Below are 22,405 nucleotides of genomic sequence, written 5' to 3' on the forward strand. Positions count from 1 at the left end.
GGTTGCCGGATTCAGGTGAAGTCGGCCTGGTCGGTGAGTTCTACGGGAGCGGCAGGCAGGAGCTTCCGGTATTCAGACCGCGCCCTACGACCTCGACCGTGATGTAGTCCGTGGAGGTGTACTGCCCGGGCTTGAACTGCTGGGCGACAAGGTTTTGACGACCGGTGTACTCGGGTGTCCAGTCGAACGTCGCGGTGCCGTTCTCCGGATGGTAGACGGCGACCCCGAGCTGCTTGCCGTTCCCTGGCACCGAACCACCGCTGATGCCGATGGTCACCTCGCCGGCCTCGGAAACCGGTGCGTCGACACCGACGGTGACCGTGTAAGCGCAGCCGGTGCGCAGGCCCTCGGCAGGCTGCTCCACACTCACTCCGGTCACTGCCGCGGTCGCATTCGGTGCGGCGGTCAGCATGGCGGGCACGGCGCCGAGCATCACAGCGATGCCGAATCGGCGAATCGGAAGATTCATGGGATTTCCCTTCTGCGCGTGGTTCAACATTCGCATGATCAGGCCGGCCGCAGTGGGCCGATGAAGGTACCCGCGTGGGTGGCGGCGTCTTGACGGACGACGCTGCCGACCTGCGGCCACGGCACCTGCAACTGGGTGGTGGTGTCGGGCGGGGTCAGGACGATCGTGGTGGGTGTCCAGCCTTCGGGTCCGTCCGAGAGATAAGTGAGTTCGCTGCTCACGGCCGCGCCGGGGGCGACCGTCACGGGGGCGAAACCGGTTTCCTGGCGTGGCAGCGAGTAGTTCGGCCCGTAGGCCGGATGGTCGGGCCCGGCCAGGTCGACGCCCGGGTAGCCCTGGACCAGGCAGCTCTGCTGGGACGTGTTGGTGAGCACGATCCGCAGGGTGTTCTGCTGGGTCGAGGGCGCCGAGTCGTGCTGGGTGGTCGCGGTCAACATCTCGGCCGAACAGATCGGCAGCTGTGCGGAACTGATGGCCGGGACCATGAACATCGCCGGAACTGCCACTGCCACAACCGCTATCGCTCGCTTCGTTCTCACCGTGGAGTTTCCTTTCGTGCAGATTTCGATTCGGGACGTGGGTAGATCGAGACGTCGAGCTTGTCCGTTAACCTCGCTAACGATGTTCCCCGTACACGGTGTGGATAACCGGGGGGGGTGACTCGGTCATGCACCGAATCCGCCGTCACCCGAGTGTGTCAGCGACGTGCGGATAGCGACGATGCGGACCGGACCTCGCCGATCTCGCCGACACGCTCGCGCCGTGACTCGGCCGGGCGCGAACGCCGAGTCGATACCGCGGGGTGAGTGCGTTGCCGTACCGCAGTGGGATGTCGAGGGGTGTTCGGCATCGATAGGTTCCCGGTGATGCGAAGGGGAACGATGCGATACACGATCCTGGCCGCGGTGCTCGCGCTGGTCTCGACGGTCTGCGGGTGCGACGCCGAACCCCGCGCGGACACTTTGCGACGCGACGTCGAGGCGATCGCGGCGCTGGGAACTACGGGAGTGCAGGCCAGGGTCGTGGGCGTCGGGACCGATCAGGCCGCGGTAGCGGGTCACTCGAATACTTCTGCCCTAGAAGCGGTTTCGCCCGAGGGATACTTCCGGATCGGAAGCTTGACCAAGACGATGGTCGCCACCGTGGTCCTGATGCTGGTCGGTGAACGTCGTCTCTCGCTCGACGACACCGTTCAGCACTGGCTGCCGGATATGTTGCGCGGCAACGGAAATGACGGTGCGGAAATCACAGTTCGGCATCTTCTCCAGCACACCAGCGGTATTCACGAGAGCCCGCCCGAAATGGCCACTGCCGAGGACTATTACCGGCTCCGCTATCAGGTGCGCGATCCGCGCGACACGGTGGCGGCCGCCATGCGGCACGCACCCGATTTCGCGCCGGGTGCGGGGTGGTCGTACTCCAACGTCGGCTATGTCCTGCTCGGCCTGATCATCGAGCAGGTGGCAAACCGGCCCTGGTACGACGAGATCTCCGCACGGATCCTCGAACCACTCGGACTGCGTGACACCCGCTGGCCCGGCGACGCACCGACGCTGCCCGACCCGCACGCGAACGGGTATCAGCAATTCGAGGTCGACGGTCCGCTGATCGATGTCACCGAACTGGTGGACGCCGACGCCTCCGCCGGCTACGTCTCCACCACCGCCGATGTCGGCACCTTCTACCGAAGTCTGCTCGGCGGAAAACTGCTGCGACCCGAAGAGCTGGCCCAGATGCGGACCACGGTGCCGGTCGAGGGCGTCACCGGGCTGGTCTGGCCCGGCGCGAGCTACGGCCTCGGCCTGTTCGCGGTGCCCCTGTCGTGTGGCGGCACGTATTGGATGCACAACGGCGGTCAGACGGGATTTCTCACCAACGCCGGAGTGACCGATGACGGTGGCCGAAGCGCCGTGGTCTCACTGTCGGCCACGCTCGCTGTCGGTGAGGATGTCACGCAGAGCAAGGGATTCGCGCAACTGCGGACGGTCGGCGAGCTGGTGGACCACGCGCTCTGCGAGAAATAGACCGGCGGCCTTCGGGCCGATTATCCGGCCGGGCAGGGCACCGGGCGAGGGTGTTGTGGATCGAGGGCGTTGAGCAGGTAGGCGGCTGCGCGGGGATCGGCGACGATGCCGAGGTGATCGGCCCTGTCTTGCGAACAGCCTTCTTGCAGAACGATATTCGTCACCCCGTCACCGGGCAGCAGGCCGGACGTATAGGGCAGGACGACCTGGTCGTGGATGGTGACGATATTGGTGTAGCTGATGCCGGGGACATACATGCCGTCGGAATGCAGGTCGACCATCAGTGGCGAACCTGTCTGGGCTTCCTTCCCGGAGGGCTGGGCGGCCAACGCGGCTTCGAGGGCTGGGCCGACACCGAGCTGGGCGGCGTATTCGCGGGCGGTGGCCAACTGATCGCCGAAGGTGCCACTCCATACCGGAGCCAAGGAGACGTAGTTCTCGATCAGGGACGCACCCCCGAATCGTTTCGCGTAATAGTTCGGCAGCAGCGTGCCCAGGGAATGGCCGACGATATCGACCTTCTCGGCGCCGGTCGCCGCCTGTACCCGCTCGATGAAACCGCCGATGGTGCGCGCGTTCTGCTCCGGGGTGCCGGTCATCCCGCCGAGCGCCGAAACCGGCCATGGCAGGTCGAGAGCGCCGTAGGTCAGCGCGAAGACGCAGTAGCCTTCGTTCACCAGCAGCGGAACGATGGTGCCCCAATTGGTTTGGGCGCCGGCGCCGGCTCCGCCGTGCACCATCACCACTGGATTCGGGTGTGCCGCAGTGGGTTTGCAGTCCCAGTCATTGCTGCCGGGCAGCGAGCCGCCGGGATGAGCCAGCTCGGCACGAATGCCACTCCACGTGCTGTATTCCACCGGTAGTTCCGCCTGCGCGGGCCCGGCGCCCACACCCACCGTCACTGCTGCCGCGCACAGCAACGACCTGATTCGCCATTTCGACATGATGAAGCCCCCATTAGAACGTGTTTCAATTCTGCCCTTCGGGGTGACTTTAGCGTGGAATCAGGATCATGCTTGGGGTTTGCCCCAGCACAGCTCGGCGGTCGGTAGGTCGTCCGAAACCCAGTTCTTCCATTGCTCGTCGCTGGGATTCGAGGTGAGTTTGTCGCAGAGCGCGTCCCACCACGCGGCAGGCGCCGGAAGCTGCCATATCCCACCGCCCACGAAAGGAGGCTTGCCGTCCAAGGAGACCCGTTGGGAAACAACGAAAACACGACGTCCGTCCTTGCTGAATTCAAGAATGGGGGTCGAGCCGGCCGGGATGGTGGCGATCGGTTCGCCGATCTGACGTCCGGTGTCGGTGTCCCAGAACCGCAGCGTGCGGTCTCTCGAGGTGGAGACGAGGTACTTGCCGTCGGGGCTGTAGCCGACAGAATCAACGCGCTTGTCGTGGCCTTCGAAAGGCATGCCGACGGGGTCGCCGCTTTCGGCGTCCCATTGGCGGATCGTCTTGTTGTCTGCGACCGCGATGCGCCGGTCGTCATGACTGAGCGTCATGCTCGTGAAGGAGCCCTTCATTACCTTGCCGACCGATTGCCTCGTAGCGGTATCCCAGATGCGGACGGAATCGCTGCTGAGGGAATACAAGCGACGGCCGTCCTCGCTGAACGCGATTTCGTGCACGCGATTCTTGTGCCCTGTCAACGGATCACCGATCTGCCGCCCCTCGGCCCAGTCCCAGAGCCGGACCGTATTGTCACTACTTCCAGTCGCGAGTGTCTTCCCATCCGGGCTGAAGTCGACCGTTTCTATCGTGTCCTGGTGCCCTTTCATCGGCGCTCCACGCTGCAGCCCATTCGCTACATCCAGGACTCGGATATCGTTGTCCCGGCCCACAACCGCGAGCCAGCGTTCATCCGGGCTGAAGGAGAGCTGGGCGCCTCCCCGGAGGGCCTCGGAAACGATCGCGTCCCCAACCTGCTCACCGGTGTCGGCGTCCAGCCGCCGTAGCGCGCTGTCACGAAGGATCACGATTCGCGGCTGATCCGCGTGGTTATCCATTCCGTAGCCGCTCCCCAGCGCCGCAAGCTCAACCGCTCTGCTGCCGCCTAACTCGGTGGCCAGCGCGGCATCGGGATCGGTGTGGAATACCTGGGCGGTGTTGTCGGCTACAGCAACGATCCGATTGCCGTCAGGGGTGAAGGCGACGGAGCGGACGGCTGCTTTGAGTTCGAGCGGATTGCCGACCGGCTGACCGGTGTTCGGGTCCCACATTCTTACGGTTTTGTCGCTGCCACCCGTAACGACCCGGCCCCCGTCCGGGCTGAACGCCACTGAATCGATGGCGCCGAAATTGCCGGTTACCGGGTTCCCGACTGCGGCGCCGGTATCGGCGTTCCAGATCCGCAACGGTGTGCCTGCGCTCAACAATGTACCGAGGCCAACGGTGTGTCCGCCGGCGGCGATGAAGTGTCCGTCGGGACTGAAGCTCAGGCTCCATATCGCTTCGCCCTCGGCGATGCGCGGGTCGCCGACAGGTACCGTTTCGCCGAGTGCCGCGCCGCTATGGGCGTCCCAGAGCTTTACAGTCCGCTCGGTACCCGCGGACGCCAGACGCTTCCCGTCCGGGCTGAACGCCAGCGCCCACACCTTCGCCCCGGGCCCGCTCAGCGATGGACCTATCTGCTGTCCGGTCCGGGCGTCCCACAAACGCGCGTGATCTCCATAGCTCGCGGCGACCCGACCACCATCCGGACTGACGACAGCGGTCGGCAGCCAGTCCTCTCCGCCCGTCAGAGGCGGCCCGATCGGCTTGCCCTCGGCCGAGTCCCAGATCCGAACGATGTCGTCTCGGTCGTTCAATGCGAGATACCGCCCGTCCGGGCTTGCGGCCTCGAGTGTGCCGTCGGCAACGAACGGCTCTCCGCGCGGCTTCCCCGCCTCTGTATCCACCAGCTTGATTCCGGACGGTGTAGGTGTGGCAATCCACCGGCCATCGGCACTGAGCACGCCGCCCTGCGCAGACAGGTCGATGACCTTGTGCAATCGCGCCTCGTTCCGCAATGTCGTCACCAGCGCGCCGAGGTCGGGATCGGTCGAGATTTGCTGTGCTGCGAGCAGTTTGTCGAGTGCCGCCAACTCGCTGCCGGGCTGGCCGCCGGCCAGCATCGACTGCGCCTGCGAGGTCAGTCGCCCGGCGAGTGCCTCTCTGCTTCGAGCAGCGGCATCATCGCGGGCGATGTCGGCCGATCGCCAATTGATCGCGGCCAGGACAGCCAGCACGACGGATACGACGCACACCATTGCCAGGACAGTTGACAGCCGCCTGAGTCGCCGTCCCGCCCGCCGCTCGTCGTCGAGTTCGGCCTCACGCCGGGTGGCAGCGTCGAGCAGGGCTCGCTTCTCCCTTTCCGCATGGGCCGCCTGCGCCGCGCGCACTTCCTCCGCGCGTCGCCGGTCGCGGTGGTCGCGTACGACGCCCGTGAGCACATCGTGGGTCAGTTCGATCCGCTGCGCGCCGTGGTATTCCTCGAGCCGCACCAGGCGCGAGCCGATCAGCCGAGCGAGTTCGTCGTCGGTCAGCCGTGACGGCACCGCGTCCTCACGGGCGTAGCTGTCGCGGAAACCCTTCTCGGTGATCAGTTCCGACTCGATGAACTCCGCGACTCGCGGTGACAGATCACGCACGCACGACGCGTAGTAGTTCGACAGGATGTCGCGCTTGGCATCCTCGACCAGCTGCTCGTCGAAGTGCGCGCGCCCACGACGCTTGCGCTCTTCGTTGAGCTCGCGGCAGAACAGGCTCAGCAGCGCGGGCTCCACGTCCGAGGCCGCGAGGTTGTCATCGATGTCGACCCATGAGGTATCCCGGCCGAGGTGAAGGTCCTCGCCGGCGATGATGCTCACCACTCGATGCGCGAGAGCCTCGGTGATCAGATGCTCGGCCGGGTTGTGGACCGCCTCGAACGCCGCATCGGCGCGGAAGGGAAGCAGCCGCATCCGTGACCGTCCCAGCGCGGGAATGAGCGGGCACCATTCCTCGAGGTTGGGCAGAAAGTCCTCCCGCAACGTGATCAGCAACTTGAAGTCTTGTGACCGCAACCGGAACCGGCCTGCCTCGGCCTCATCGTTGTCGATCCGGGCAGCCACATCGTCGGAAATCCGGTTCTCCGCGAGGTCGCCGAGGTCGTGCATGAATTCCCGGACGAGATCTGGAACGCGCTCACCGAGGGTGAAGAGTTCCTCGAACTGGTCGAGAACGATCACCGGCGTGAGCGGATAGTTCTGTGCACTCCAGAGCTCGAAGTCTTTGCGATGCAGATACTCCCAGAGCGATTCATCGTCGCCGGGCAATATCGCATCGGGCGCTTCGGCCCGGATCGAGTCGCGCACCGATCGGTGTAGCTGGCGAGACAGTGCCGCCGCGTTCGGTGTGAGATCCAAGCGTATGTAGATCGGCAGGAAGTGCTCGTTGCGCAGTGCGGGAAAGAGGCCGGCTCGCAGCAGCGAGGTCTTTCCGAGACCGGACCGCCCGTACAAGATCGTGACCGGGGCATCGCGGACGTGGTTCAGCAAGGACTCCGCTTCACGGTCGCGCCCGAAGAAGAACGCCTGCCCGTTTTCCTCGAAGGACTCCAGGCCCGGCCACGGGTTCTCGCTGTCGAGTTGCCCCGCTCGCGTGACGGCAGTCATGCCGCTGTCCGCCGCATCGCGCGGATTTCGTCCTTCAGCACGGCGATGAGCCCCGCATCCGGCTCACCGCCGGGTGCCCTGCCGAAGTGCAAGCGCCCGAAGCTGTCCGGCATCTGCCGGTAACGGCTCGGGTTGAGATCGTAGTTGTCGTCGATAACCACGGGCACGATGAAACGGCGGCTCGGGATGGAGCGTGCGCGATCTGCCGCCTCGTACCATTCTTTGAAAACGTAGCCTTCCTCCGCGTGCTCGGTGTTCGCGGAGATGATCGGGACGAACAGACGGACGGTTCGGCGGATGCTGCACAGAATCTCGTGTTCCCACGCATCTCCTGGGCTGAGCCGCCGCTCGTCGAGCCACACGTCACCGCCGAGACTCGTGATGGCGTCACAGACTCGCTTGGCCGCGTCGGCGTCCTCCCGCATATAGCTGATGAAGATCGTCGGAGCGTCCGGAAGCGGGCGAAGGGCGTCGCCAACCGCGTCATGGCGCCTCGGAGTGGTCTGCTGCACCCAGCGCGCGCGTAGTTCCGCGACAAAGGTCGCCGGGTCGATGTCCAGTTGCTGGACCAGCGTTTTGCGGCAGTACGTCGCGAAAAAACTCGAGAGGGAAGGTTCTCGTGACGCCGAGCAGCCGGCGAGAAAGAAAGGAATGCGTTCCAGCGACAGCCGGGTATTGCTGGACATCCGCAGGAGGAACCGTCCGAGCCAGTCGGGGATCTCGCAGCCGATGAAGAGTAGGGGATGTTCCTTCAGTTGGTAACCGACCCAGTCGGGAAGGCTCGCCTTTTCGCTGAGTAATGCGTGCAGCCACTCCAGCCGGTCCTCCTCATGGATCGCATACTGAGGGGTGGAGGCCGCTTGACCGTACAAATTCAGAACGACGGTATCGGCGGGCGTGGCCGGTTGGGCATTTCGCGACTGTTCACTGGTGGATTGATTGGGAGAGAACGAAATCTCCCGCGCGCCTTGCCTTCCCTGGAAACGGACCTCGTTCACTGCCTTCGCGAGTACTCGGTCGGGCGTCGTGCTCACGAACAAGCGCAGGTCATCGATCGCGGCGAGGTTTCGAAGTGCGTCGCCGGGCTCTGGATCGACCTCCACGATGATGTCGTTGATGACGCGATACAACCGCTCTATCTCGTCTTGGCCGCGCTCGCGCAGGAACGCCGCCACCGCCGCATCCATGGTGGTCGGTCCGGCCGGCACGGAGAGGTTCCAGCGTTCGGCCAGGCGCTGGCCGATGAGTGTGGTGAATGTCTGATCAGCGTCGCCGAGATCGACCCTGGTCACGTCGGGCCCCACAACCGGCACCAGAACCCGCTGCCGGATATGCGCGAGAAGATCGTCCCAGAAATCGTCGTTCATGCCCAAACACTCGATCCGGATTGCGCCACAAAACGCCCGGCCACGCCGGGTGGCGCAGCACCAGCGTGGAATGTCCCGAGAACGCGTTCAGTACCGAATCAACAGTAGGCTCCGACGTAATCGCGTCGTAGAGTAGTCGGCTACTCGAACTTCGCCGAGCATCAGGTCACCGGGCGGGGAGCCACAGTGCGCTGTGGTGCCCTCGGCAGGACACACAAAACACAGGCAACCGGAAAACGCCTGGTCATAGTTGGTCATTATCTGATCTGAGTCTATCGCCCTGGTGTGGCAGGTCGCCTGCTGCTCCAACTTTTGGACGTATCCTGGGCGGCGTACATCCGAGATGAAACGGACGTGACGACATCAGAGCTTGATCGGCGGGGTCCAGTCCGTGCTCGCTCAGCTTCGGCCTCGGCTTCCTGCCTGGCCTTCACATCTCGTGTCCGTGGCGGCGTGCGCACCGAGATATTCGGTCTGAGCTGCCAGTGCTTCGGCGTCGATAAACCGAGTGCCGTTGGGGGAGGCGAGAACGCGCGGTCCCCTCCATCGGCTTGCGCGAGGGAAACCAGTTCGCCGATCTCCCCGGCCCCACCGAGGTCGCGTACCGGAGCTGCCCGAGCGGGTGACGGGGGACTCCGGCACAGTGTTGCCATGGGTTCGTCGGTCGCTGATTCTCTCACTGTCGCCACATTCAACGTGAACGGAATCCGCGCGGCACGTCGCCGTGGATTCGACCAGTGGTTGCGGGCGCGGTCGGTCGACGTGGTCGCGTTGCAGGAGTTGCGTTGTCCCGCATCTGATGTGGGCACCTTCCCGGGCTATTCGGCGGCGGTGGACGTGGGTTCGGTGGCCGGTCGTAACGGTGTGGCCGTACTGACGAGGGTTTGCGCCGCTGCCGTGCGGACGTGGGTGACCCACCCACCCAGGGCCCGCGGACTCGGTGAGTTCGCCGCACAGGGACGCTATATCGAGGTCGACCTGGCCGACCGGCCGGTGACGGTGGCCTGTCTGTATCTGCCCAAGGGTGGTCTGCCCTCGCATCTCCAGCGCCCGGGATCTATGCGCGAACAGCCCGACGGTGGGGTCAGGTACGAACGGAAGCAGAGGTTCCTCGCGGCGTTCGCCCGCGAAGTGCACCGCAACCGGCTCGCGGCGCTGAGCGCGGGACGCGAGTTCGTCCTCACCGGGGATCTGAACATCGCGCACACCCGGCACGATGTGACCAACTGGCGTGCCGCCCGCACGATGGACGGATTCCTGCCTGCCGACCGCGAGTGGTTCAGTTCGATTCTCGGCACGCGCCGGCTCGTCGACGTGGTGCGACAGGTGCACGGCGATCGCCCGGGTCCACTCACCTGGTGGAGTTGGGCGGGTCGATCGTTCGCCAAGGATGTGGGTTGGCGCGTGGACCACCAACTCGCGACACCCGGTCTCGCCCGCCTCGCCACATCTGTCGTCGTCGACAAGGAACCATCACCCGCCGAGCGCCTCTCCGATCACGCCCCACTCGTGGTGACCTACTCGGCAATGCCTGACTGAGAAGTTCTGGTGCCCTCGGCGGGGCACATCGAAGATGGGAACGCGTGTGACCTGGGGGTTTGCACCGGTCAGCTGGTGATAGAAGCAGATTTCGCCCTTGGGTGAGGGAGGGACGTGGCGCGGCGGCCTGCATATGTGGGGGCGTAGGGTAGGTGGCAGTTGGACGAGTTGGGGATCCGCTCGTCCGTCGTACCCGTCCGTGGTAGACGTGCAGCGCTGGAAAGGGGAGCGTTCGGCCGGTGTCGCGTTTCGTGACAGTTGGGTCGTTCAACCCGCCGCGTCCGACCAGCTTGGGCGTCACGAGTGGTGACAGATACGGTGGTCAACTACCTCGCGCCACGGCGGTCTCGATTTACCTACGGCGGGAGCTGTTCGAGATCGTGGTACAGCTTGTCCACCACGAGGTCGCCCGGGCGTCCTATCGGATACTCGACGATCCGGTTTCGTTTGCCGAAGGTTTCGTGCACCGAGTACTGAAACCAATGCTCGATCCTGGTGGACGTGAACGGCTCTTGCTCGCCCTTGACCAGGCCGAACATGCAGAGCGGCACCGAAAGTATTGACGTGCCCGACAACATGAGATGGAAGTCGATTTCGGACCCGGTGTCAAGCAGGTCAAGGCGGCCTCGGGCAAGATCAGCGGCGCGACCGGCAAGATCAGCATCGTCCACAATCTCGGCACGGTGACCGGGGTCGTCGGTCCCGCCAGCATCCAGCCCTATGTCATCGTGGTCAGCGACTCCGGCGACACTGTGACCACCTTCGGGCGAGTTCAGGACGTCTGAGTCACTCGGGCCCGGTTGATGGCTTCGGCGATCCACCGGGCGACCTGCCCAAGTGCCCGCCCACCTCGGCAACTTCCGCACCGGCGTCGGATCCGAACCCGTCGCGACCGGCAATCCTACAAATCGTCGGGCAGTAGCGTGAACGCCTTGTGCTCGGTCAGTGGGCGAATCGCCCGGAAGGCCCGGTCATGCTGGCTGGGCTCGATTCCTTTGGGCAGAGACCTCGTCTGTTGCAGCCCCACGCTGTCGTGTCTAGGCTGACTCCGATGGCCTGAGAACGGGGGAGGCGTGGCGGGTGAAAACGATACTTCTGGAACAGTTTTCGCGATCGTGCCGGGTGAGGTGACCGATGCCGGTGTCTATATCCAGCAGATCGCGGAATCTTTGATCAACGGGCTCGGCACGCTCGACCGCGAGGTATCCACTGTCCTGGACAATTGGAGCGGTGCGGCGGCCGAGGCGTTCGAGGACGGCTGGACTGAAACCAAGAAGGGTGCTGCAGACGTACTGAACGCCCTAACGACGATGGGCGAACTTCTGGGCATCGCAAGCAAAGCCGTTGTCGGTCAGGATATCTCGAACTCCGGTACTTTGAGTTCACTCGACCTACCACAATTGAACATGTGATGGCCGACGACTCCCGCGACTTCACCTTCGATATCGATGAGTTGGACCAACTCATCAGCCGCGCCAATGGATTCATCGGCTTCCTCACCGAAAGCCTCGATGGCATCAACAACCGGATCGCATCCATCCAGCAAAACTGGCAGGGGGCCGCTGCCGACGCCCAGGAGGAGGCCTATCGAGAATGGGCTACCGGGGCTGCCACGGCAATTGAAGGGCTCGCCCAGATGTACAGTGCCGCCGTCACAGCCCGCGACGCCTACAGTGCGGCAGCGGAAGCCAACTTGAGAATGAGCGGTGGCTGACTTCTATGGGCGCAGTCTCGCCGCAGTCCTATGACAGCGCGGCCACGGCGTGCTACGACTTGTCGGAGAAATTCCAAACGGTCTACGAAACGCCGCAATCTGTACTCTTAGAAACAAACGCGATGGCCGGCGGTTACCAAGCAGTCAAATCGTGGTCGAAAGCCTACGACGACCGTGCCGCCGCGTTGACGATGGTCGCGACCAACCTCGCGCGTGCCCTGCAACGCTACGGGGATATGCTGACAGCGTCCAGCTACAACTGGAAGTCCGCGGAATACACAGCCAACCGCGGTACCAACAAAGGCGACCCACCATCGTTGCCCACCGGCATCCCGTCCGAGCTACCCTACGGCGCGGGCGCGGTAGTCGGTATCGCGTCGTCAGGAGCCTATTCCAACGGACTTCAGACAGACTGGAACGAACTGCAGGACAAGGTCACCACGCTTGTCGCCGGCGGCCAAGTCCCCGACGGGGATACCGACAAACTTGCACGCTCCGCGACCATGTGGAAGACCTTCGCCAATTCAGACCCTCTCGAATACGGCGTGGCACGGCTACTAACCGTCGCCTCAGGGCTGGAACAAGGCTTCGGACCCAAAGTCCCGGACGACATCCCGAACCATGTAGCAAACCTTCGCAAGCTCGCTGAAAAACTCCGCGAAATCCGTACCGCCGCCCATGACATCGCCAACGCAGTCGAAGCCCACAACGTGGCCTTGACCAAAATGCGCGCGGACATCAATACGCAGTTCGCAGCGGTAGTTGTGGTTACCGCCATATCGATCGGGCGTTCGATGGTAAATGTCAAAGAGCAGCCAGCGAAGGAAAAGGCGCCGAGCAAGCAGCAGTCGCAGTCGCCCAACGACAACAAAGTCGAGATAGATATCGACTTCCTGAACGACGCGGCGTGGGCCATAGCAGGGCCCGCCAACGTATTCCTCACCACCCTCAGCTCCCTCACTTTCACCACTGCCAACCTGACAAACGGCGACCTTCTGACCATTGTCGAGTTGCCGATAGTGATCACTGCCACGAACACCGAGGTAATCGGGAAGAGTCCAGAGAACAAATCGAACACGCCCGGGACGCCTGAGTACAAAGCCCGTTACGATGAGTTGTCGAAGGACCCCGCAAAAAACGGAAAGTCCAATCCGGCATCGCAGAGAGAAGCTGAGGTAGGATTGCAAGCGGAACGTGATGGCAAGATTCCAGGGCCTATAACGCGTGCTCAACCGGGGCCGAATAATGAAGATATGGGCGAGTTCGTAGATGCGACGGGTAAGCGCTGGGACGTGAAGAGCTCTCCTGACAGTCAGCCATCGTACCGGCCAAATGCTGGTCAGGAGATCAGCAACCCTCAATCTGATGAGAAATTTGTCAAGATGATCAATAAAGACCTCGCTGACGATGAGAATGTCCTAATTGATCCCGACGGAATGTCGCCAGCGCGGCGTGCGCGATTGGAACAACTAGTTTCTGAACATCCCGAGTGGGAAGGAAAAGTAGTATGGGGCAGTTGATTTATGGCCGGGCCAGGAGCGATGTCAAGCGTTGGCCTTCTGACCCTGCGGCTCAAGTGGCTCTGGGGCTCTACCTGGATCAATTGCCACCGGTGTCGGTGTCGATGTCGGCATCCAATCTCTTCAATGGGGACGGTCTGAACCTTTCCCGCTCTGATGTATCGGGTTTGTTCTTGGAGGGCGCGTCCTTGAATGGGGCCGATCTGACGTCGGCATGTGTATCCGATGTGGATCTGTATACAGCGTGGATGATTTCGGCCGATTTGCGTAATGCTGATTTCAGTCGTAGCGATCTCCGCAAGGTCGAAGGTCGTGGCTGTTCGGCATCTGGTGGTATTTTCTGTGATGCCCGTCTTCAGAGCGCGGTCTTCGAGGATTCGGACTTCCGGCGTGCAAATCTGGTTGGTGCTGACTTGCGGAGCGCAAGCTTTGCGGATGCCGATCTCGGATCCGCCGATCTGCGAGGCTGCGAGTTTTCTTCGACAGACTTTTCGGACGCACGAATGGGCGGATGTTCGGTGGCAGGCGCTTCGGGGTCCATAATTGGTCCAGTGGATGTCGGAGTGAAATCGGCTATGGTTCTCGCGGGTCTCGAGCTCAAGAAATGGTTCAGCGAAAATGGAGCTGTGGATGTCACCATTCGATCGTGACCCGGCTGTCATTGACTCCCAAGCCTGGTCGGATCGACATCGATCGTGGCATGTATCGGGGCTGTGACCGGCAGCGCGCCCAGAATCCTCCGTGAGTCCATTCGTCGGCCGCGCGGCGGTGGATTCGGTGCGGGCTGTCTCGGCGGATCGTTCCGGTTTGCGGTGCATGCGGGTCTTTTCGGCATCTTTACGGGTAGGTGCGCCGGGAAGTCTGGTCGGCAATCCGGCTCGAAGTCCGTCGAGTCGGATTCGATCGGCGACGGGTGCTCCATCTTGCGACCACAGCTCATCGCTTTCCCCATCACCGGGACGGTTGCTGTACTCGTTCCGCAGGTGCAGCGTCGATGACGCCTGTGACGGGGCGGGGAGTCGGAACCGGTGGCGGCCAGATGGCCAAGTCCGTGGAACCGGCCGCTGCGCGCCGCGAAGGACATGGTGCCGGGACTAACCGGTGCCGGTGAGAGGCCCGGTCGCCGATATCCCGTGTACCGATGCGTGCATTCCCATGTTCGCTGTGCCCTGCCACTCCAGAGGGACGAACGCGCCTGACCTGGACTTTCGTGTGCGAACTTTGTCGGAATCGCGAGGAAACGGCCGTTGACCTGCGAAATTAGTGTCGCAGGTTTGTGCCCTCGGCAGGATTCGAACCTGCGACCTACCCTTTAGGAGAGGGTTGCTCTATCCCCTGAGCTACGAAGGCGTGGCCAGGCTGGGCTGGCCGAGCTGAGTATAGCGTGGGGCCGGGGTCGGTGGCAGAGGCCCGTTGGGCGGGGTCAGAAGCCGCCGAAATCGCCGCCGCCGCCGCTGTCGAAACCACCGCCGGTGTCATAACCCCCGCTGGTGCCGAAGTCGCCGCCGGTGTCGCCGGGGTCGAATCCGCCCTGGTCGGTGCCGGGATCGACGGTCGCTTCGCCGGTGCCGTCCTCGAAGGCTTGCGCGTTGTAGCCGACCCCGCCCATTCCGGCGAACAGCGTGGTGAACAACAGTGCCGAGCCCGCGCCCCAGGCGCCGGCGATCAGCGCGGGCTTCCACCAGGGTTCGGAATACCACCCGGCGGGGACGGGGCGACCTGCCACGCGGCCGCCGGGGAAGTAGTTCGGTGTGCCCGCGGAGGGGGCGGGGGAGGCGGTGATCGAGCGGCCGTTGTGGGCGATGGTGCGCTGCTCGTCGACCTGGCCGGCGATGTCCTGGCCCTCGATGGCCGGGATCGCAGGGCCGGGGTCCATGTCCATCGCGGTGCGGGCGGCGCGAATGTAATAGAGGCCCTCCAGCGCGGACTGCTTGGCCAGCCGGGCTTGGGCGGGGGAGCCGGCGCGGTCGATCTGACCGCCTGCGGCGTTGTACCGTTCGGACGCGTCGGCCAGGGCCTGTCGTGCGGCTTCGTTGCGCGGAGTCAGCTGGTAGACCTGTCCGCCGAGCCGCTCGATGGTCACCCGCGCGTCGGCCTGTGCTTCTTCGAGCTCGCGCGCGTTGCGCTTGTTCTGTTCGGCACGCAGGTACAGCAGAGCACCGACGCACACGATCACGATCACGATCAGCCACCACAGCATCGCGCGCCTCATTTCGTCGAGGTGTCGAGATGCCGTCCAGTTTACTGATCGGTTGCCCGAACGCGCTGACCCCTATTGATCAGCGCGTTGCCTATTAGCTACCGGCGAGGTGGCGGGCGATGACCAGGCGCTGGATCTGGTTGGTTCCCTCGAAGATCTGCATGACCTTCGCTTCGCGCATGTAGCGCTCGACGGGGAAGTCCTGGGTGTAGCCGTAGCCGCCGAAGACCTGGACCGCGTCGGTGGTCACCTTCATGGCCGCGTCGGTGGCGGCCAGTTTGGCGACCGAAGCCTGGCGCGAATACGGCAGGCCCGCATCGCGGCGGCGGGCGGCGTCGAGGTAGGTGGCGCGGGCGGTGTCTACGGCGGCGGCCATGTCGGCGAGGACGAACCCGAGGCCCTGGTGATCGATGATCTTGCGGCCGAAGGCTTCTCGTTCCTTGGCGTAGGCGACGGCCTCGTCGAGCGCGCGCTGGGCGACACCGGTGGCGACGGCGGCGATGCCGAGGCGGCCCGCGTCGAGCGCGCTGAACGCGATCGAAAGTCCCTGTCCCTCTTCGCCGATGCGACGTTCGGCGGGCAGGAACACGTCGTCGTAGGCGGCGGTGGTGGTGGGGATGGCGCGCAGGCCCATCTTCTCCTCGGGCTTGCCGAAGCTCAGGCCCTCGGTGCCCGCGGGGACGAGGAAGCAGGAGATGCCGCGCGACCCCTCGCCGGTGCGGGCGAACAGGGTGTAGAAGTCGGCGCGGCCGCCGTTGGTGATCCAGGCCTTGGTGCCGTTGAGGTTGTAGCCGCCGTCGACGGGGGTGGCCCGGCACCGCAGGGCGGCCGCGTCGGAACCGGCGTGCGCCTCGGAAAGGCTGTAGGCGCCGATGGTTTCGCCCGAGAGCATGCCGTCGAGCCACTGCTGCTTCTGCTCGTCGGTGCCGTAGGTGAACAGCGGGTGGCAGGACAGGCCGTGCACGCTCACCGCCACGGCGACGGCGGCCCAGCGGCTCGCGATTTCCTCCAGCACCTGGAGGTACACCTCGTACGGCTGCGCGCCGCCGCCGAATTCCTCCGGATACGGCAGGCTGAGCAGCCCGGCCGCGCCGAGCGCCGGGAACACGCCGTCCGGGAAGACTCCGGTCTTCTCGCTCTCGGTGACACGCGGCTCGAGCACCTTGTCGGCGATGTCGCGGGTCAGTTCGATCAGCTCACGTGCCTCGGCGGTGGGCAACATCCGGTCTACAGCCATGTCATGACAGTACGCCGAGCACTGAATTGCATGCAATGTGACATGTAATTTTGTAGCCCTATACTGGAGTGATGCCTGCGCTCCCACCGAACAAGCATCAGGAGAAGAGTCTGCGGACCCGGACGCTGCTGCTTGATGCCGCCATCGAGAGCCTGGCCGAGGTCGGCTATGCGGGTGCCTCCATCGCCGATATCACGGCCAGGGCGGGGGTGACGCGTGGCGCGCAGCTGCATCAGTTCCACACGCGCGGTGAACTTCTAGCTCAGGCGATCGGCCATCTCACCGATCGTCAGCGAGAAGCCATGCTGCGTAAGGCGAAAGCGGTGCCGGACGGTAGGTCGGCGGGCGCTGTACTGGTCGAGTTGGTCACCGCTACCTTCGCGGGCAAGCTCGGTCGTGCCGCGGTGGAGCTGTATGTGGGAATCGCCAACGACGCGGCGCTACGCCGTGAAATGTTGCGGGTGCAGCACGAACTCACCGTCGAGCTGCTCGACCGCTGTGCCGGGCTGATCGATCCCGCCATCACCGGTGAGCGCTTGGAGAGCACCTTCTGGCTCACCATAAACCTGGTCCGTGGCGCCACTCTCGACGAGATGGTCGGCCGTGACCGCGTTCGTCGCAAAAAGGTGCTGGCCGACTGGACCGCGCTCGCCGAGATCGCGTTGCGCTGAGCGGATTCCGGCCCCCGGTCCGGCGCTCGCCTCGGCACTCGGCATGTCGGCCTGACCAACGTCCGGAGCGGCGGCTACGGGGGGAACCGGCATCGGCGATCTATTATCTGCGCATGAATGCAGATGCCCGCTCGCCTCTGGCCGAGGATCAGGTGGGGTTGGTGGTCGAGGTGTTCCGAATGCTGGCCGATCCGACGAGGGTTCAAGTCCTCTGGGCGCTGGCCGATCAAGAACTCTCGGTGAACGAATTGGCGAGCCGGGTGGGCAAGCCGGGCCCCTCGGTGTCCCAGCATCTGGCGAAACTGCGGATGGCCAGGCTCGTGCGTACTCGTCGCGAGGGGACCACCATCTACTACAGCCTCGACAACGACCATGTCCGCAGCCTGGTCGTCGACGCGGTCCACAACGCCGAACATGCCGGTCCCGGGGTGCCATCGCACCATAGAGGGCCCGATGGTCAGCCGCCGCACGCGCGGCCGCCCGGTGTGTGATGACGAGCCGACCTGCAGGAATGTTGTCGGAGGAAACGATTGCGAGCCCCAAACCTTTCGGTAGCATCCGTTGTGACGTGGCTCATGCCACGGCAGGGACTTGAAGGAGCACCGATGCTGAGCACCATGCAGGACGACCAGCTCTCGCTGGCCAAACTGCTCAACTATGCCGCAACTTTCCAGGGCGATTCGACTGTGTCCACATGGACCGGTGACGGTGTTCGCACCATGACCTACCGTGAGCTCGGCGCCGATTCGGCCCGGCTGGCCAACGCGCTGCGGGGTCTCGGCATCGAAGAGGGCGACCGCGTCGGCACCTTCATGTGGAACAACAACGAGCACATGGTCGCTTACATCGCGGTGCCCGCGATGGGCTCGGTGCTGCACGCGCTCAACATCCGGCTGTTCCCCGAGCAGTTGGTCTTCGTCGCCAACCACGCCGAGGACAAGGTCGTGCTCGTCGACGGCACGCTGGTGCCGCTGTTCGCGCAGTACCTACCGAACCTGAAGACCGTGCAGCACGTGATCGTCGTCAACGGCGATCCGGCCGCGCTCACCGCGCCCGAAGGCGTCACCGTGCACTCCTACCGCGAGCTGCTCGACGCCCAGTCCGCCGACTTCGACTTCCCGGTCGTCGACGAGCGTTCGGCCGCCGCGATGTGTTACACCTCCGGCACCACCGGCGACCCGAAGGGCGTCGTCTACTCGCACCGCTCCAACTGGCTGCACGCGATGCAGGTGAACTCGCCCAACGGCATGGGTTTCCAGGGCTCGGACTACGTGCTGGCGATCGTGCCGCTGTTCCACGCCAACGCGTGGGGCCTGCCGTACGCGGCGCTGATGTCGGGCGCCAACGTCCTGATGCCGGACCGCTTCCTGCAGCCCGGCCCGCTGCTGGAGATGATGGCGGCCGAGAAGCCGACCTTCGCCGCCGCGGTGCCCACCATCTGGGGCGGCGTGCTGGCCGCGCTGGCCGCCGCGCCGCAGGACATCTCGCACCTGCGTACCGCGGTCGTCGGTGGCTCCGCGGTGCCGCCCGCGATGATGCGCGCATTCGAGGAGAAGCACGGCGTGCGCATCCTGCACGCGTGGGGCATGACCGAGACCTCCCCGCTGGGCAGCGTCGCGCACGCGCCCGCGGGCGTCAGCGACGACGATGCCTGGGAGTACCGCTACACGCAGGGTCGTTTCCCGGCCAACGTCGAGGCCCGGCTGGTCGGCGACGACGGCAAGGTCGTCCCGAACGACGGTGAGTCGCTCGGCGAGCTCGAGGTCCGCGGCGCGTGGATCACCGGCTCCTACTACTCGCCCACCGGCGCGGAGATCGACCCGGACAAGTTCGACGACGGCTGGCTGCGTACCGGTGATGTCGGCAAGATCAGCGCCAACGGCTACCTCACCCTGGTCGACCGCTCCAAGGACGTGATCAAGTCCGGTGGTGAGTGGATCTCCTCGGTGGATCTCGAGAACGCGGTGATGGGCCACGCGGCCGTCGCCGAGGCCGCGGTCATCGGTGTGCCCGACGAGAAGTGGGACGAGCGCCCGCTGGTCGCCATCGTGCTCGCCGAGGGCGCTGCCGCCGAGGCAGCCGAGCTGCGCGACTACCTGGCCGACAAGTTCGCCAAGTGGCAGCTGCCCGAGCGCTGGACCTTCATCGCCGAGGTGCCCAAGACCAGCGTCGGCAAGTTCGACAAGAAGCGCCTGCGCGCCCAGTACGCCGAGGGCGAGCTGGACGTCGTCACGGTGTAGCGAAAACGACAAGGCGGGCGTGGAATTGCTTCCACGCCCGCCTTTTTCGTCGATCAGCAGTTGCGCAGCTCGGGGCTCTGATTCAAGAGCTGGGCGCGAGGGCTGATGTAGGTGGTGTAGGTCTCCCCGCCGACGGCCGACAGCGGGAACGCCGCGACCCGATGGCAGTTCTGGAAGGCCAGCTTCACACCGAAATGCCGTTCCAGGCCGCCGCGGATGGCGTCGGAGGCCAGGGCGCGCAGCAGCTGCCCGCGAGCCACCTCGTCCGGCGGCGGGATCCGGTTGTCGGCGTATTCGTCGGTGCCGGTGCGCAGGTCTTCGGCCACCCGGCTCACCACCTCCCACGCGTAAGGCAGGGAGGTACGGACACATTCGACGAATTCGGCGTCGTCGATATTGCCTTGTTCTGCGCGTTCGAGTAATGCGGCGGGAACATCGAGGGACATGGCTCTCCTCCTGCTTGGGGGTGGTCGGCGGGACGCGATGCCAGGTCCGAGTCTAAACGAAATCCGTTGTCAATAACCCTGAATTCGTTCCGAAAGTGCTTTCCGGAGTGCGCTTTTCGCGTCGGCGGCGAGATCGGTGACCAGTTCGCTTGCCGGTTGCCCGGTGCTCAGCGAGTGCGCTTGCCCCGCCCACAGATTCACTTCGTCGGTGTTGCCACCCGCCCGCGCGGCCGCCCGCAAGGGGGCAGTGGCGTAATGGATTTCGGGGTACGCGGCGGGCGCGTCGGCGGTGTGGTCGACGAGGAAACGGTTGCGGATCCCGCGCGCGCGACGTCCGGTGAACGCGCGCGTGAGCATCGTCGGTTCCGGCGTCCCGATCGCACCTCGATGCACAGCGTTGGTGCCGGCTTCCGGGCAGCGCAGCAGCGCGGTGCCGATCTGCGCCGCCGACGCACCGGCCGCCAGCACCCCGGCCACACCGGCGCCGGTGGCGATCCCGCCCGCCGCCACGAGCGGGCGGGAGGTGACGGCGGTGAGCAGCTGGATCAGGGTGAGCAGGCCGGGCGGGTCGATCGGGTCCTCGGCGGGATCGTCGAGGAAGCTCGCGCGGTGCCCACCCGCCTCGGCGCCCTGGGCGATCAACACGTCGGCGCCCGCCTCGACGGCGATCAGCGCCTCGGCGGGGGAGGTGACCGTGACCCACACCTCCGAGCCGACCGCGTGCAGCCGGTCCACCTCCACCGCGCTGGGGCAGCCGAAGGTCGTCGAGACCACGGCGACCGGATCGGCGACCAGCAGATCGAGCTTGTCGTCCCATCCGTCGGTGTCGTGCTCAGGGGTGCCGATCGGGAATTCGGCGCCGAGTTCGGCGAGGTAGGTGGCGTAGCCGGCCGGATCGGCCACCACGCCGGGCGCGAACAGGTTCACCCCGAACGGCGCCGTGGTGGCGGCTCTGGTCGCCTCGATCTGCGCTGCCACCGCCTCGGTGCCGAGGTATCCGGCGGCGAGCTGGCCGAACCCGCCCGCGGCCGCGACGGCGACCACCAACTCGGGTGTGGACGGGCCGCCCGCCATGGGCGCGGCGACGATGGGGACGGTCAAGGTCTCGATCACCATGGGTCGAGTCTGGTCGGTCGGGACCGTGTTCAGGCCCGGTGACAGCGCGTGTGATGGGTCGGACACTGTGATTGTTACTGTGCGGCACGTCATCTACCTGCGAATTCGTGACAGAAGGTTGCGGAATGGTCACGGCCGGGTAGAGTTCGCGTCACAACGGATGCTGAACCGTTACACATAGTTCGGCATCGGAGAACACCCAGGTGGTCTCCGGCCCGGTCGCAGACCGGTTTCGTTTCCTTGTTGTCGGACGCTAGGACGAGATCTTGTCGCAGCACCGTGTGGGTCCCGAATCCATCTCCGTGCAGGCCCTGCTTGCGCACGCGGATGGCCGGAGCCCGAGCAGGAGCAGGCACCGCGCCGAGGCGTCGCGTTCCGATCGTGTTCGGGTCGCCGCGAGTGCCGCGGTCGCCGCGGGCGCGTTGGTCGGCGTCACCGCTCAGATCGCCCCGGCCCTGGCCTTCGCCGCACCGCTGCTGCCGACCCACGACGACAGCGTCGAGGAATCGGTCGTTCCCGAGTCGGCCCGCCAAGATGTCGACCTCGTCGCCGCGCAGGAAGTCGCCGCGCACGTCGAGACCCCCGCACCGGTGACCGCGGTCGCCGCGCCGATCGCCGCCCCCGTGGCCGCGCCCTTCGGGATCGGCAACCTGCCCCCCGAGATCTCCGGCCCGCTGTCGCAGGTCGAGGACATCCTCCAGGGCATCCAGCACCAGGTCGCGCCGCCGCAGGCCACCCGCCCGGTCGCGGGCCCGATCAGCTCCGGCTTCGGCTCGCGCTGGGGTGCCATGCACTACGGCCTCGACTTCGCCGACTCGATCGGCGCGCCGATCAAGTCCGTGTCCAACGGCACCGTCATCGAGGCGGGCCCGGCGTCGGGCTTCGGCCTGTGGGTGCGGGTGCTGCACGACGACGGCACCACCGGCGTCTACGGCCACGTCAACGAAATGCTGGTCAGCGAAGGCCAGCGGGTCAACGCGGGCCAGGTCATCGCGACCGTCGGCAACCGCGGCCAGTCCACCGGCCCGCACCTGCACCTCGAGATCTGGGATCAGGGCGGCGCCAAGATGGACCCGATTCCGTACCTCGCTTCCAAGGGCGTGCCGCTGGAATGGGGCCCTTCCGCGCACTGAGTTTCTGGAGCGCTGGCGCGCTCGAGTTCGCGGCCCCGCTGGTCCCGTCGATCAGGCACCGTTGCTTGCTCCTTCGTCGCCTACGCAACGGCACC

The 22,405-nt window shown here is 65.2% G+C and carries 21 protein-coding genes and 1 tRNA gene; 11 read left to right on the plus strand and 11 right to left on the minus strand.

Features of this window, described 5'->3' with window-relative positions; genetic code table 11:
• Window positions 1-40 precede the first annotated feature (40 nt).
• Both ACWGCN_RS06430 and ACWGCN_RS06435 read right to left on the minus strand, forming a co-directional pair.
• Window positions 41-469, minus strand: coding sequence for a hypothetical protein (locus ACWGCN_RS06430; RefSeq protein WP_378990452.1), 429 nt, complete (start codon window positions 467-469; stop codon window positions 41-43).
• A gap of 38 nt (window positions 470-507) precedes the next feature.
• Entirely contained in the window at window positions 508-1,008 is a 501-nt protein-coding gene (locus ACWGCN_RS06435; RefSeq protein WP_452459269.1) for a DUF4232 domain-containing protein, read from the minus strand.
• A gap of 342 nt (window positions 1,009-1,350) precedes the next feature.
• On the opposite strand from ACWGCN_RS06435, the gene ACWGCN_RS06440 reads away from it, so the two are divergent.
• The gene (locus ACWGCN_RS06440; RefSeq protein ID WP_452459268.1) at window positions 1,351-2,493 is read left to right on the plus strand and encodes a serine hydrolase domain-containing protein; all 1,143 of its coding nucleotides are present in this window, start codon (window positions 1,351-1,353) and stop codon (window positions 2,491-2,493) included.
• A 20-nt stretch (window positions 2,494-2,513) separates the two neighbouring features.
• Here ACWGCN_RS06440 and ACWGCN_RS06445 read toward each other — a convergent pair whose 3' ends face one another.
• The 3 genes from ACWGCN_RS06445 to ACWGCN_RS06455 form a co-directional block, all read right to left on the minus strand.
• A complete protein-coding gene (locus ACWGCN_RS06445) occupies window positions 2,514-3,437 on the minus strand; it encodes an esterase/lipase family protein (RefSeq protein WP_452459267.1) in 924 nt (307 codons plus the stop codon).
• A 66-nt stretch (window positions 3,438-3,503) separates the two neighbouring features.
• A complete protein-coding gene (locus ACWGCN_RS06450) occupies window positions 3,504-7,127 on the minus strand; it encodes an nSTAND1 domain-containing NTPase (RefSeq protein ID WP_452459266.1) in 3,624 nt (1,207 codons plus the stop codon).
• Window positions 7,124-8,494, minus strand: coding sequence for a toll/interleukin-1 receptor domain-containing protein (locus ACWGCN_RS06455; protein ID WP_452459265.1), 1,371 nt, complete (start codon window positions 8,492-8,494; stop codon window positions 7,124-7,126). The genes ACWGCN_RS06450 and ACWGCN_RS06455 overlap by 4 nt, the downstream gene beginning before the upstream one ends.
• A gap of 651 nt (window positions 8,495-9,145) precedes the next feature.
• Here ACWGCN_RS06455 and ACWGCN_RS06460 point away from each other — a divergent pair.
• Complete coding sequence (locus ACWGCN_RS06460; RefSeq protein WP_452459264.1) at window positions 9,146-10,033, plus strand: exodeoxyribonuclease III; 888 nt, start codon at window positions 9,146-9,148, stop codon at window positions 10,031-10,033.
• 356 nt (window positions 10,034-10,389) lie between these two features.
• Here ACWGCN_RS06460 and ACWGCN_RS06465 read toward each other — a convergent pair whose 3' ends face one another.
• The gene (locus tag ACWGCN_RS06465; RefSeq protein ID WP_452459263.1) at window positions 10,390-10,611 is read right to left on the minus strand and encodes a hypothetical protein; all 222 of its coding nucleotides are present in this window, start codon (window positions 10,609-10,611) and stop codon (window positions 10,390-10,392) included.
• Between the two features lie 3 nt (window positions 10,612-10,614).
• Between ACWGCN_RS06465 and ACWGCN_RS06470 the strand changes: the two genes are divergently transcribed.
• From ACWGCN_RS06470 to ACWGCN_RS06490, 5 genes are all read left to right on the plus strand, one after another.
• The gene (locus tag ACWGCN_RS06470; protein ID WP_452459262.1) at window positions 10,615-10,818 is read left to right on the plus strand and encodes an MspA family porin; all 204 of its coding nucleotides are present in this window, start codon (window positions 10,615-10,617) and stop codon (window positions 10,816-10,818) included.
• 288 nt (window positions 10,819-11,106) lie between these two features.
• Window positions 11,107-11,445 carry a WXG100 family type VII secretion target gene (locus ACWGCN_RS06475; protein ID WP_379295307.1) on the plus strand — a complete coding sequence of 113 codons (339 nt, stop codon included), beginning with the start codon at window positions 11,107-11,109 and terminating at the stop codon, window positions 11,443-11,445.
• Window positions 11,445-11,747, plus strand: coding sequence for a WXG100 family type VII secretion target (locus ACWGCN_RS06480; RefSeq protein WP_452459280.1), 303 nt, complete (start codon window positions 11,445-11,447; stop codon window positions 11,745-11,747). The genes ACWGCN_RS06475 and ACWGCN_RS06480 overlap by 1 nt, the downstream gene beginning before the upstream one ends.
• Window positions 11,748-11,752: 5 nt before the next feature.
• Window positions 11,753-13,267, plus strand: a complete 1,515-nt coding sequence (locus ACWGCN_RS06485; protein WP_452459261.1) for a polymorphic toxin type 37 domain-containing protein — start codon at window positions 11,753-11,755, stop codon at window positions 13,265-13,267.
• Window positions 13,255-13,917, plus strand: coding sequence for a pentapeptide repeat-containing protein (locus tag ACWGCN_RS06490; protein ID WP_452459260.1), 663 nt, complete (start codon window positions 13,255-13,257; stop codon window positions 13,915-13,917). The genes ACWGCN_RS06485 and ACWGCN_RS06490 overlap by 13 nt, the downstream gene beginning before the upstream one ends.
• A gap of 627 nt (window positions 13,918-14,544) precedes the next feature.
• Here ACWGCN_RS06490 and ACWGCN_RS06495 read toward each other — a convergent pair.
• The 3 genes from ACWGCN_RS06495 to ACWGCN_RS06505 all read right to left on the minus strand — a co-directional run bounded on the left by ACWGCN_RS06495 (window position 14,545) and on the right by ACWGCN_RS06505 (window position 16,704).
• A tRNA-Arg gene (locus ACWGCN_RS06495) sits at window positions 14,545-14,617 on the minus strand.
• A gap of 73 nt (window positions 14,618-14,690) precedes the next feature.
• Window positions 14,691-15,467 (minus strand): DUF1542 domain-containing protein, encoded by a 777-nt coding sequence (locus ACWGCN_RS06500; RefSeq protein ID WP_452459259.1) that lies wholly within the window; start codon window positions 15,465-15,467, stop codon window positions 14,691-14,693.
• A 94-nt stretch (window positions 15,468-15,561) separates the two neighbouring features.
• On the minus strand, window positions 15,562-16,704 hold the full coding sequence (locus tag ACWGCN_RS06505; RefSeq protein ID WP_452459258.1) for an acyl-CoA dehydrogenase family protein: 1,143 nt from the start codon (window positions 16,702-16,704) through the stop codon (window positions 15,562-15,564).
• Window positions 16,705-16,775: 71 nt separating this feature from the next.
• Between ACWGCN_RS06505 and ACWGCN_RS06510 the strand changes: the two genes are divergently transcribed.
• The 3 genes from ACWGCN_RS06510 to ACWGCN_RS06520 all read left to right on the plus strand — a co-directional run bounded on the left by ACWGCN_RS06510 (window position 16,776) and on the right by ACWGCN_RS06520 (window position 19,615).
• Window positions 16,776-17,375 carry a TetR/AcrR family transcriptional regulator gene (locus ACWGCN_RS06510; protein WP_387446447.1) on the plus strand — a complete coding sequence of 200 codons (600 nt, stop codon included), beginning with the start codon at window positions 16,776-16,778 and terminating at the stop codon, window positions 17,373-17,375.
• A 113-nt stretch (window positions 17,376-17,488) separates the two neighbouring features.
• The gene (locus ACWGCN_RS06515) at window positions 17,489-17,866 is read left to right on the plus strand and encodes an ArsR/SmtB family transcription factor (protein WP_378632118.1); all 378 of its coding nucleotides are present in this window, start codon (window positions 17,489-17,491) and stop codon (window positions 17,864-17,866) included.
• A gap of 114 nt (window positions 17,867-17,980) precedes the next feature.
• Entirely contained in the window at window positions 17,981-19,615 is a 1,635-nt protein-coding gene (locus tag ACWGCN_RS06520) for a long-chain fatty acid--CoA ligase (RefSeq protein WP_378990437.1), read from the plus strand.
• A 53-nt stretch (window positions 19,616-19,668) separates the two neighbouring features.
• On the opposite strand, the gene ACWGCN_RS06525 is transcribed toward ACWGCN_RS06520, so the two are convergent.
• Both ACWGCN_RS06525 and ACWGCN_RS06530 read right to left on the minus strand, forming a co-directional pair.
• Complete coding sequence (locus ACWGCN_RS06525) at window positions 19,669-20,061, minus strand: SCO5389 family protein (RefSeq protein WP_378632123.1); 393 nt, start codon at window positions 20,059-20,061, stop codon at window positions 19,669-19,671.
• A 69-nt stretch (window positions 20,062-20,130) separates the two neighbouring features.
• Window positions 20,131-21,177, minus strand: coding sequence for an NAD(P)H-dependent flavin oxidoreductase (locus ACWGCN_RS06530; protein WP_452458408.1), 1,047 nt, complete (start codon window positions 21,175-21,177; stop codon window positions 20,131-20,133).
• A gap of 266 nt (window positions 21,178-21,443) precedes the next feature.
• Here ACWGCN_RS06530 and ACWGCN_RS06535 point away from each other — a divergent pair, with 266 nt between their 5' ends.
• Window positions 21,444-22,310 carry a M23 family metallopeptidase gene (locus ACWGCN_RS06535; protein ID WP_378632128.1) on the plus strand — a complete coding sequence of 289 codons (867 nt, stop codon included), beginning with the start codon at window positions 21,444-21,446 and terminating at the stop codon, window positions 22,308-22,310.
• The last annotated feature ends 95 nt before the right edge of the window (window positions 22,311-22,405 follow it).

This window comes from Nocardia sp. NPDC055050, from assembly GCF_053608345.1.

What these genes read in the sequence shown, in the direction of transcription:
- ACWGCN_RS06430 (WP_378990452.1), bottom strand. Translation starts at nt 469, where the DNA reads ATGAATCTTCCGATTCGCCGATTCGGCATCGCTGTGATGCTCGGCGCC.
- ACWGCN_RS06440 (WP_452459268.1), top strand. Translation starts at nt 1,351, where the DNA reads ATGCGATACACGATCCTGGCCGCGGTGCTCGCGCTGGTCTCGACGGTC.
- ACWGCN_RS06445 (WP_452459267.1), bottom strand. Translation starts at nt 3,437, where the DNA reads ATGTCGAAATGGCGAATCAGGTCGTTGCTGTGCGCGGCAGCAGTGACG.
- ACWGCN_RS06450 (WP_452459266.1), bottom strand. Translation starts at nt 7,127, where the DNA reads ATGACTGCCGTCACGCGAGCGGGGCAACTCGACAGCGAGAACCCGTGG.
- ACWGCN_RS06455 (WP_452459265.1), bottom strand. Translation starts at nt 8,494, where the DNA reads ATGAACGACGATTTCTGGGACGATCTTCTCGCGCATATCCGGCAGCGG.
- ACWGCN_RS06460 (WP_452459264.1), top strand. Translation starts at nt 9,146, where the DNA reads ATGGGTTCGTCGGTCGCTGATTCTCTCACTGTCGCCACATTCAACGTG.
- ACWGCN_RS06465 (WP_452459263.1), bottom strand. Translation starts at nt 10,611, where the DNA reads ATGTTGTCGGGCACGTCAATACTTTCGGTGCCGCTCTGCATGTTCGGC.
- ACWGCN_RS06470 (WP_452459262.1), top strand. Translation starts at nt 10,615, where the DNA reads ATGGAAGTCGATTTCGGACCCGGTGTCAAGCAGGTCAAGGCGGCCTCG.
- ACWGCN_RS06480 (WP_452459280.1), top strand. Translation starts at nt 11,445, where the DNA reads ATGGCCGACGACTCCCGCGACTTCACCTTCGATATCGATGAGTTGGAC.
- ACWGCN_RS06485 (WP_452459261.1), top strand. Translation starts at nt 11,753, where the DNA reads ATGGGCGCAGTCTCGCCGCAGTCCTATGACAGCGCGGCCACGGCGTGC.
- ACWGCN_RS06490 (WP_452459260.1), top strand. Translation starts at nt 13,255, where the DNA reads ATGGGGCAGTTGATTTATGGCCGGGCCAGGAGCGATGTCAAGCGTTGG.
- ACWGCN_RS06500 (WP_452459259.1), bottom strand. Translation starts at nt 15,467, where the DNA reads ATGCTGTGGTGGCTGATCGTGATCGTGATCGTGTGCGTCGGTGCTCTG.
- ACWGCN_RS06505 (WP_452459258.1), bottom strand. Translation starts at nt 16,704, where the DNA reads ATGGCTGTAGACCGGATGTTGCCCACCGCCGAGGCACGTGAGCTGATC.
- ACWGCN_RS06510 (WP_387446447.1), top strand. Translation starts at nt 16,776, where the DNA reads ATGCCTGCGCTCCCACCGAACAAGCATCAGGAGAAGAGTCTGCGGACC.
- ACWGCN_RS06515 (WP_378632118.1), top strand. Translation starts at nt 17,489, where the DNA reads ATGAATGCAGATGCCCGCTCGCCTCTGGCCGAGGATCAGGTGGGGTTG.
- ACWGCN_RS06520 (WP_378990437.1), top strand. Translation starts at nt 17,981, where the DNA reads ATGCTGAGCACCATGCAGGACGACCAGCTCTCGCTGGCCAAACTGCTC.
- ACWGCN_RS06525 (WP_378632123.1), bottom strand. Translation starts at nt 20,061, where the DNA reads ATGTCCCTCGATGTTCCCGCCGCATTACTCGAACGCGCAGAACAAGGC.
- ACWGCN_RS06530 (WP_452458408.1), bottom strand. Translation starts at nt 21,177, where the DNA reads ATGGTGATCGAGACCTTGACCGTCCCCATCGTCGCCGCGCCCATGGCG.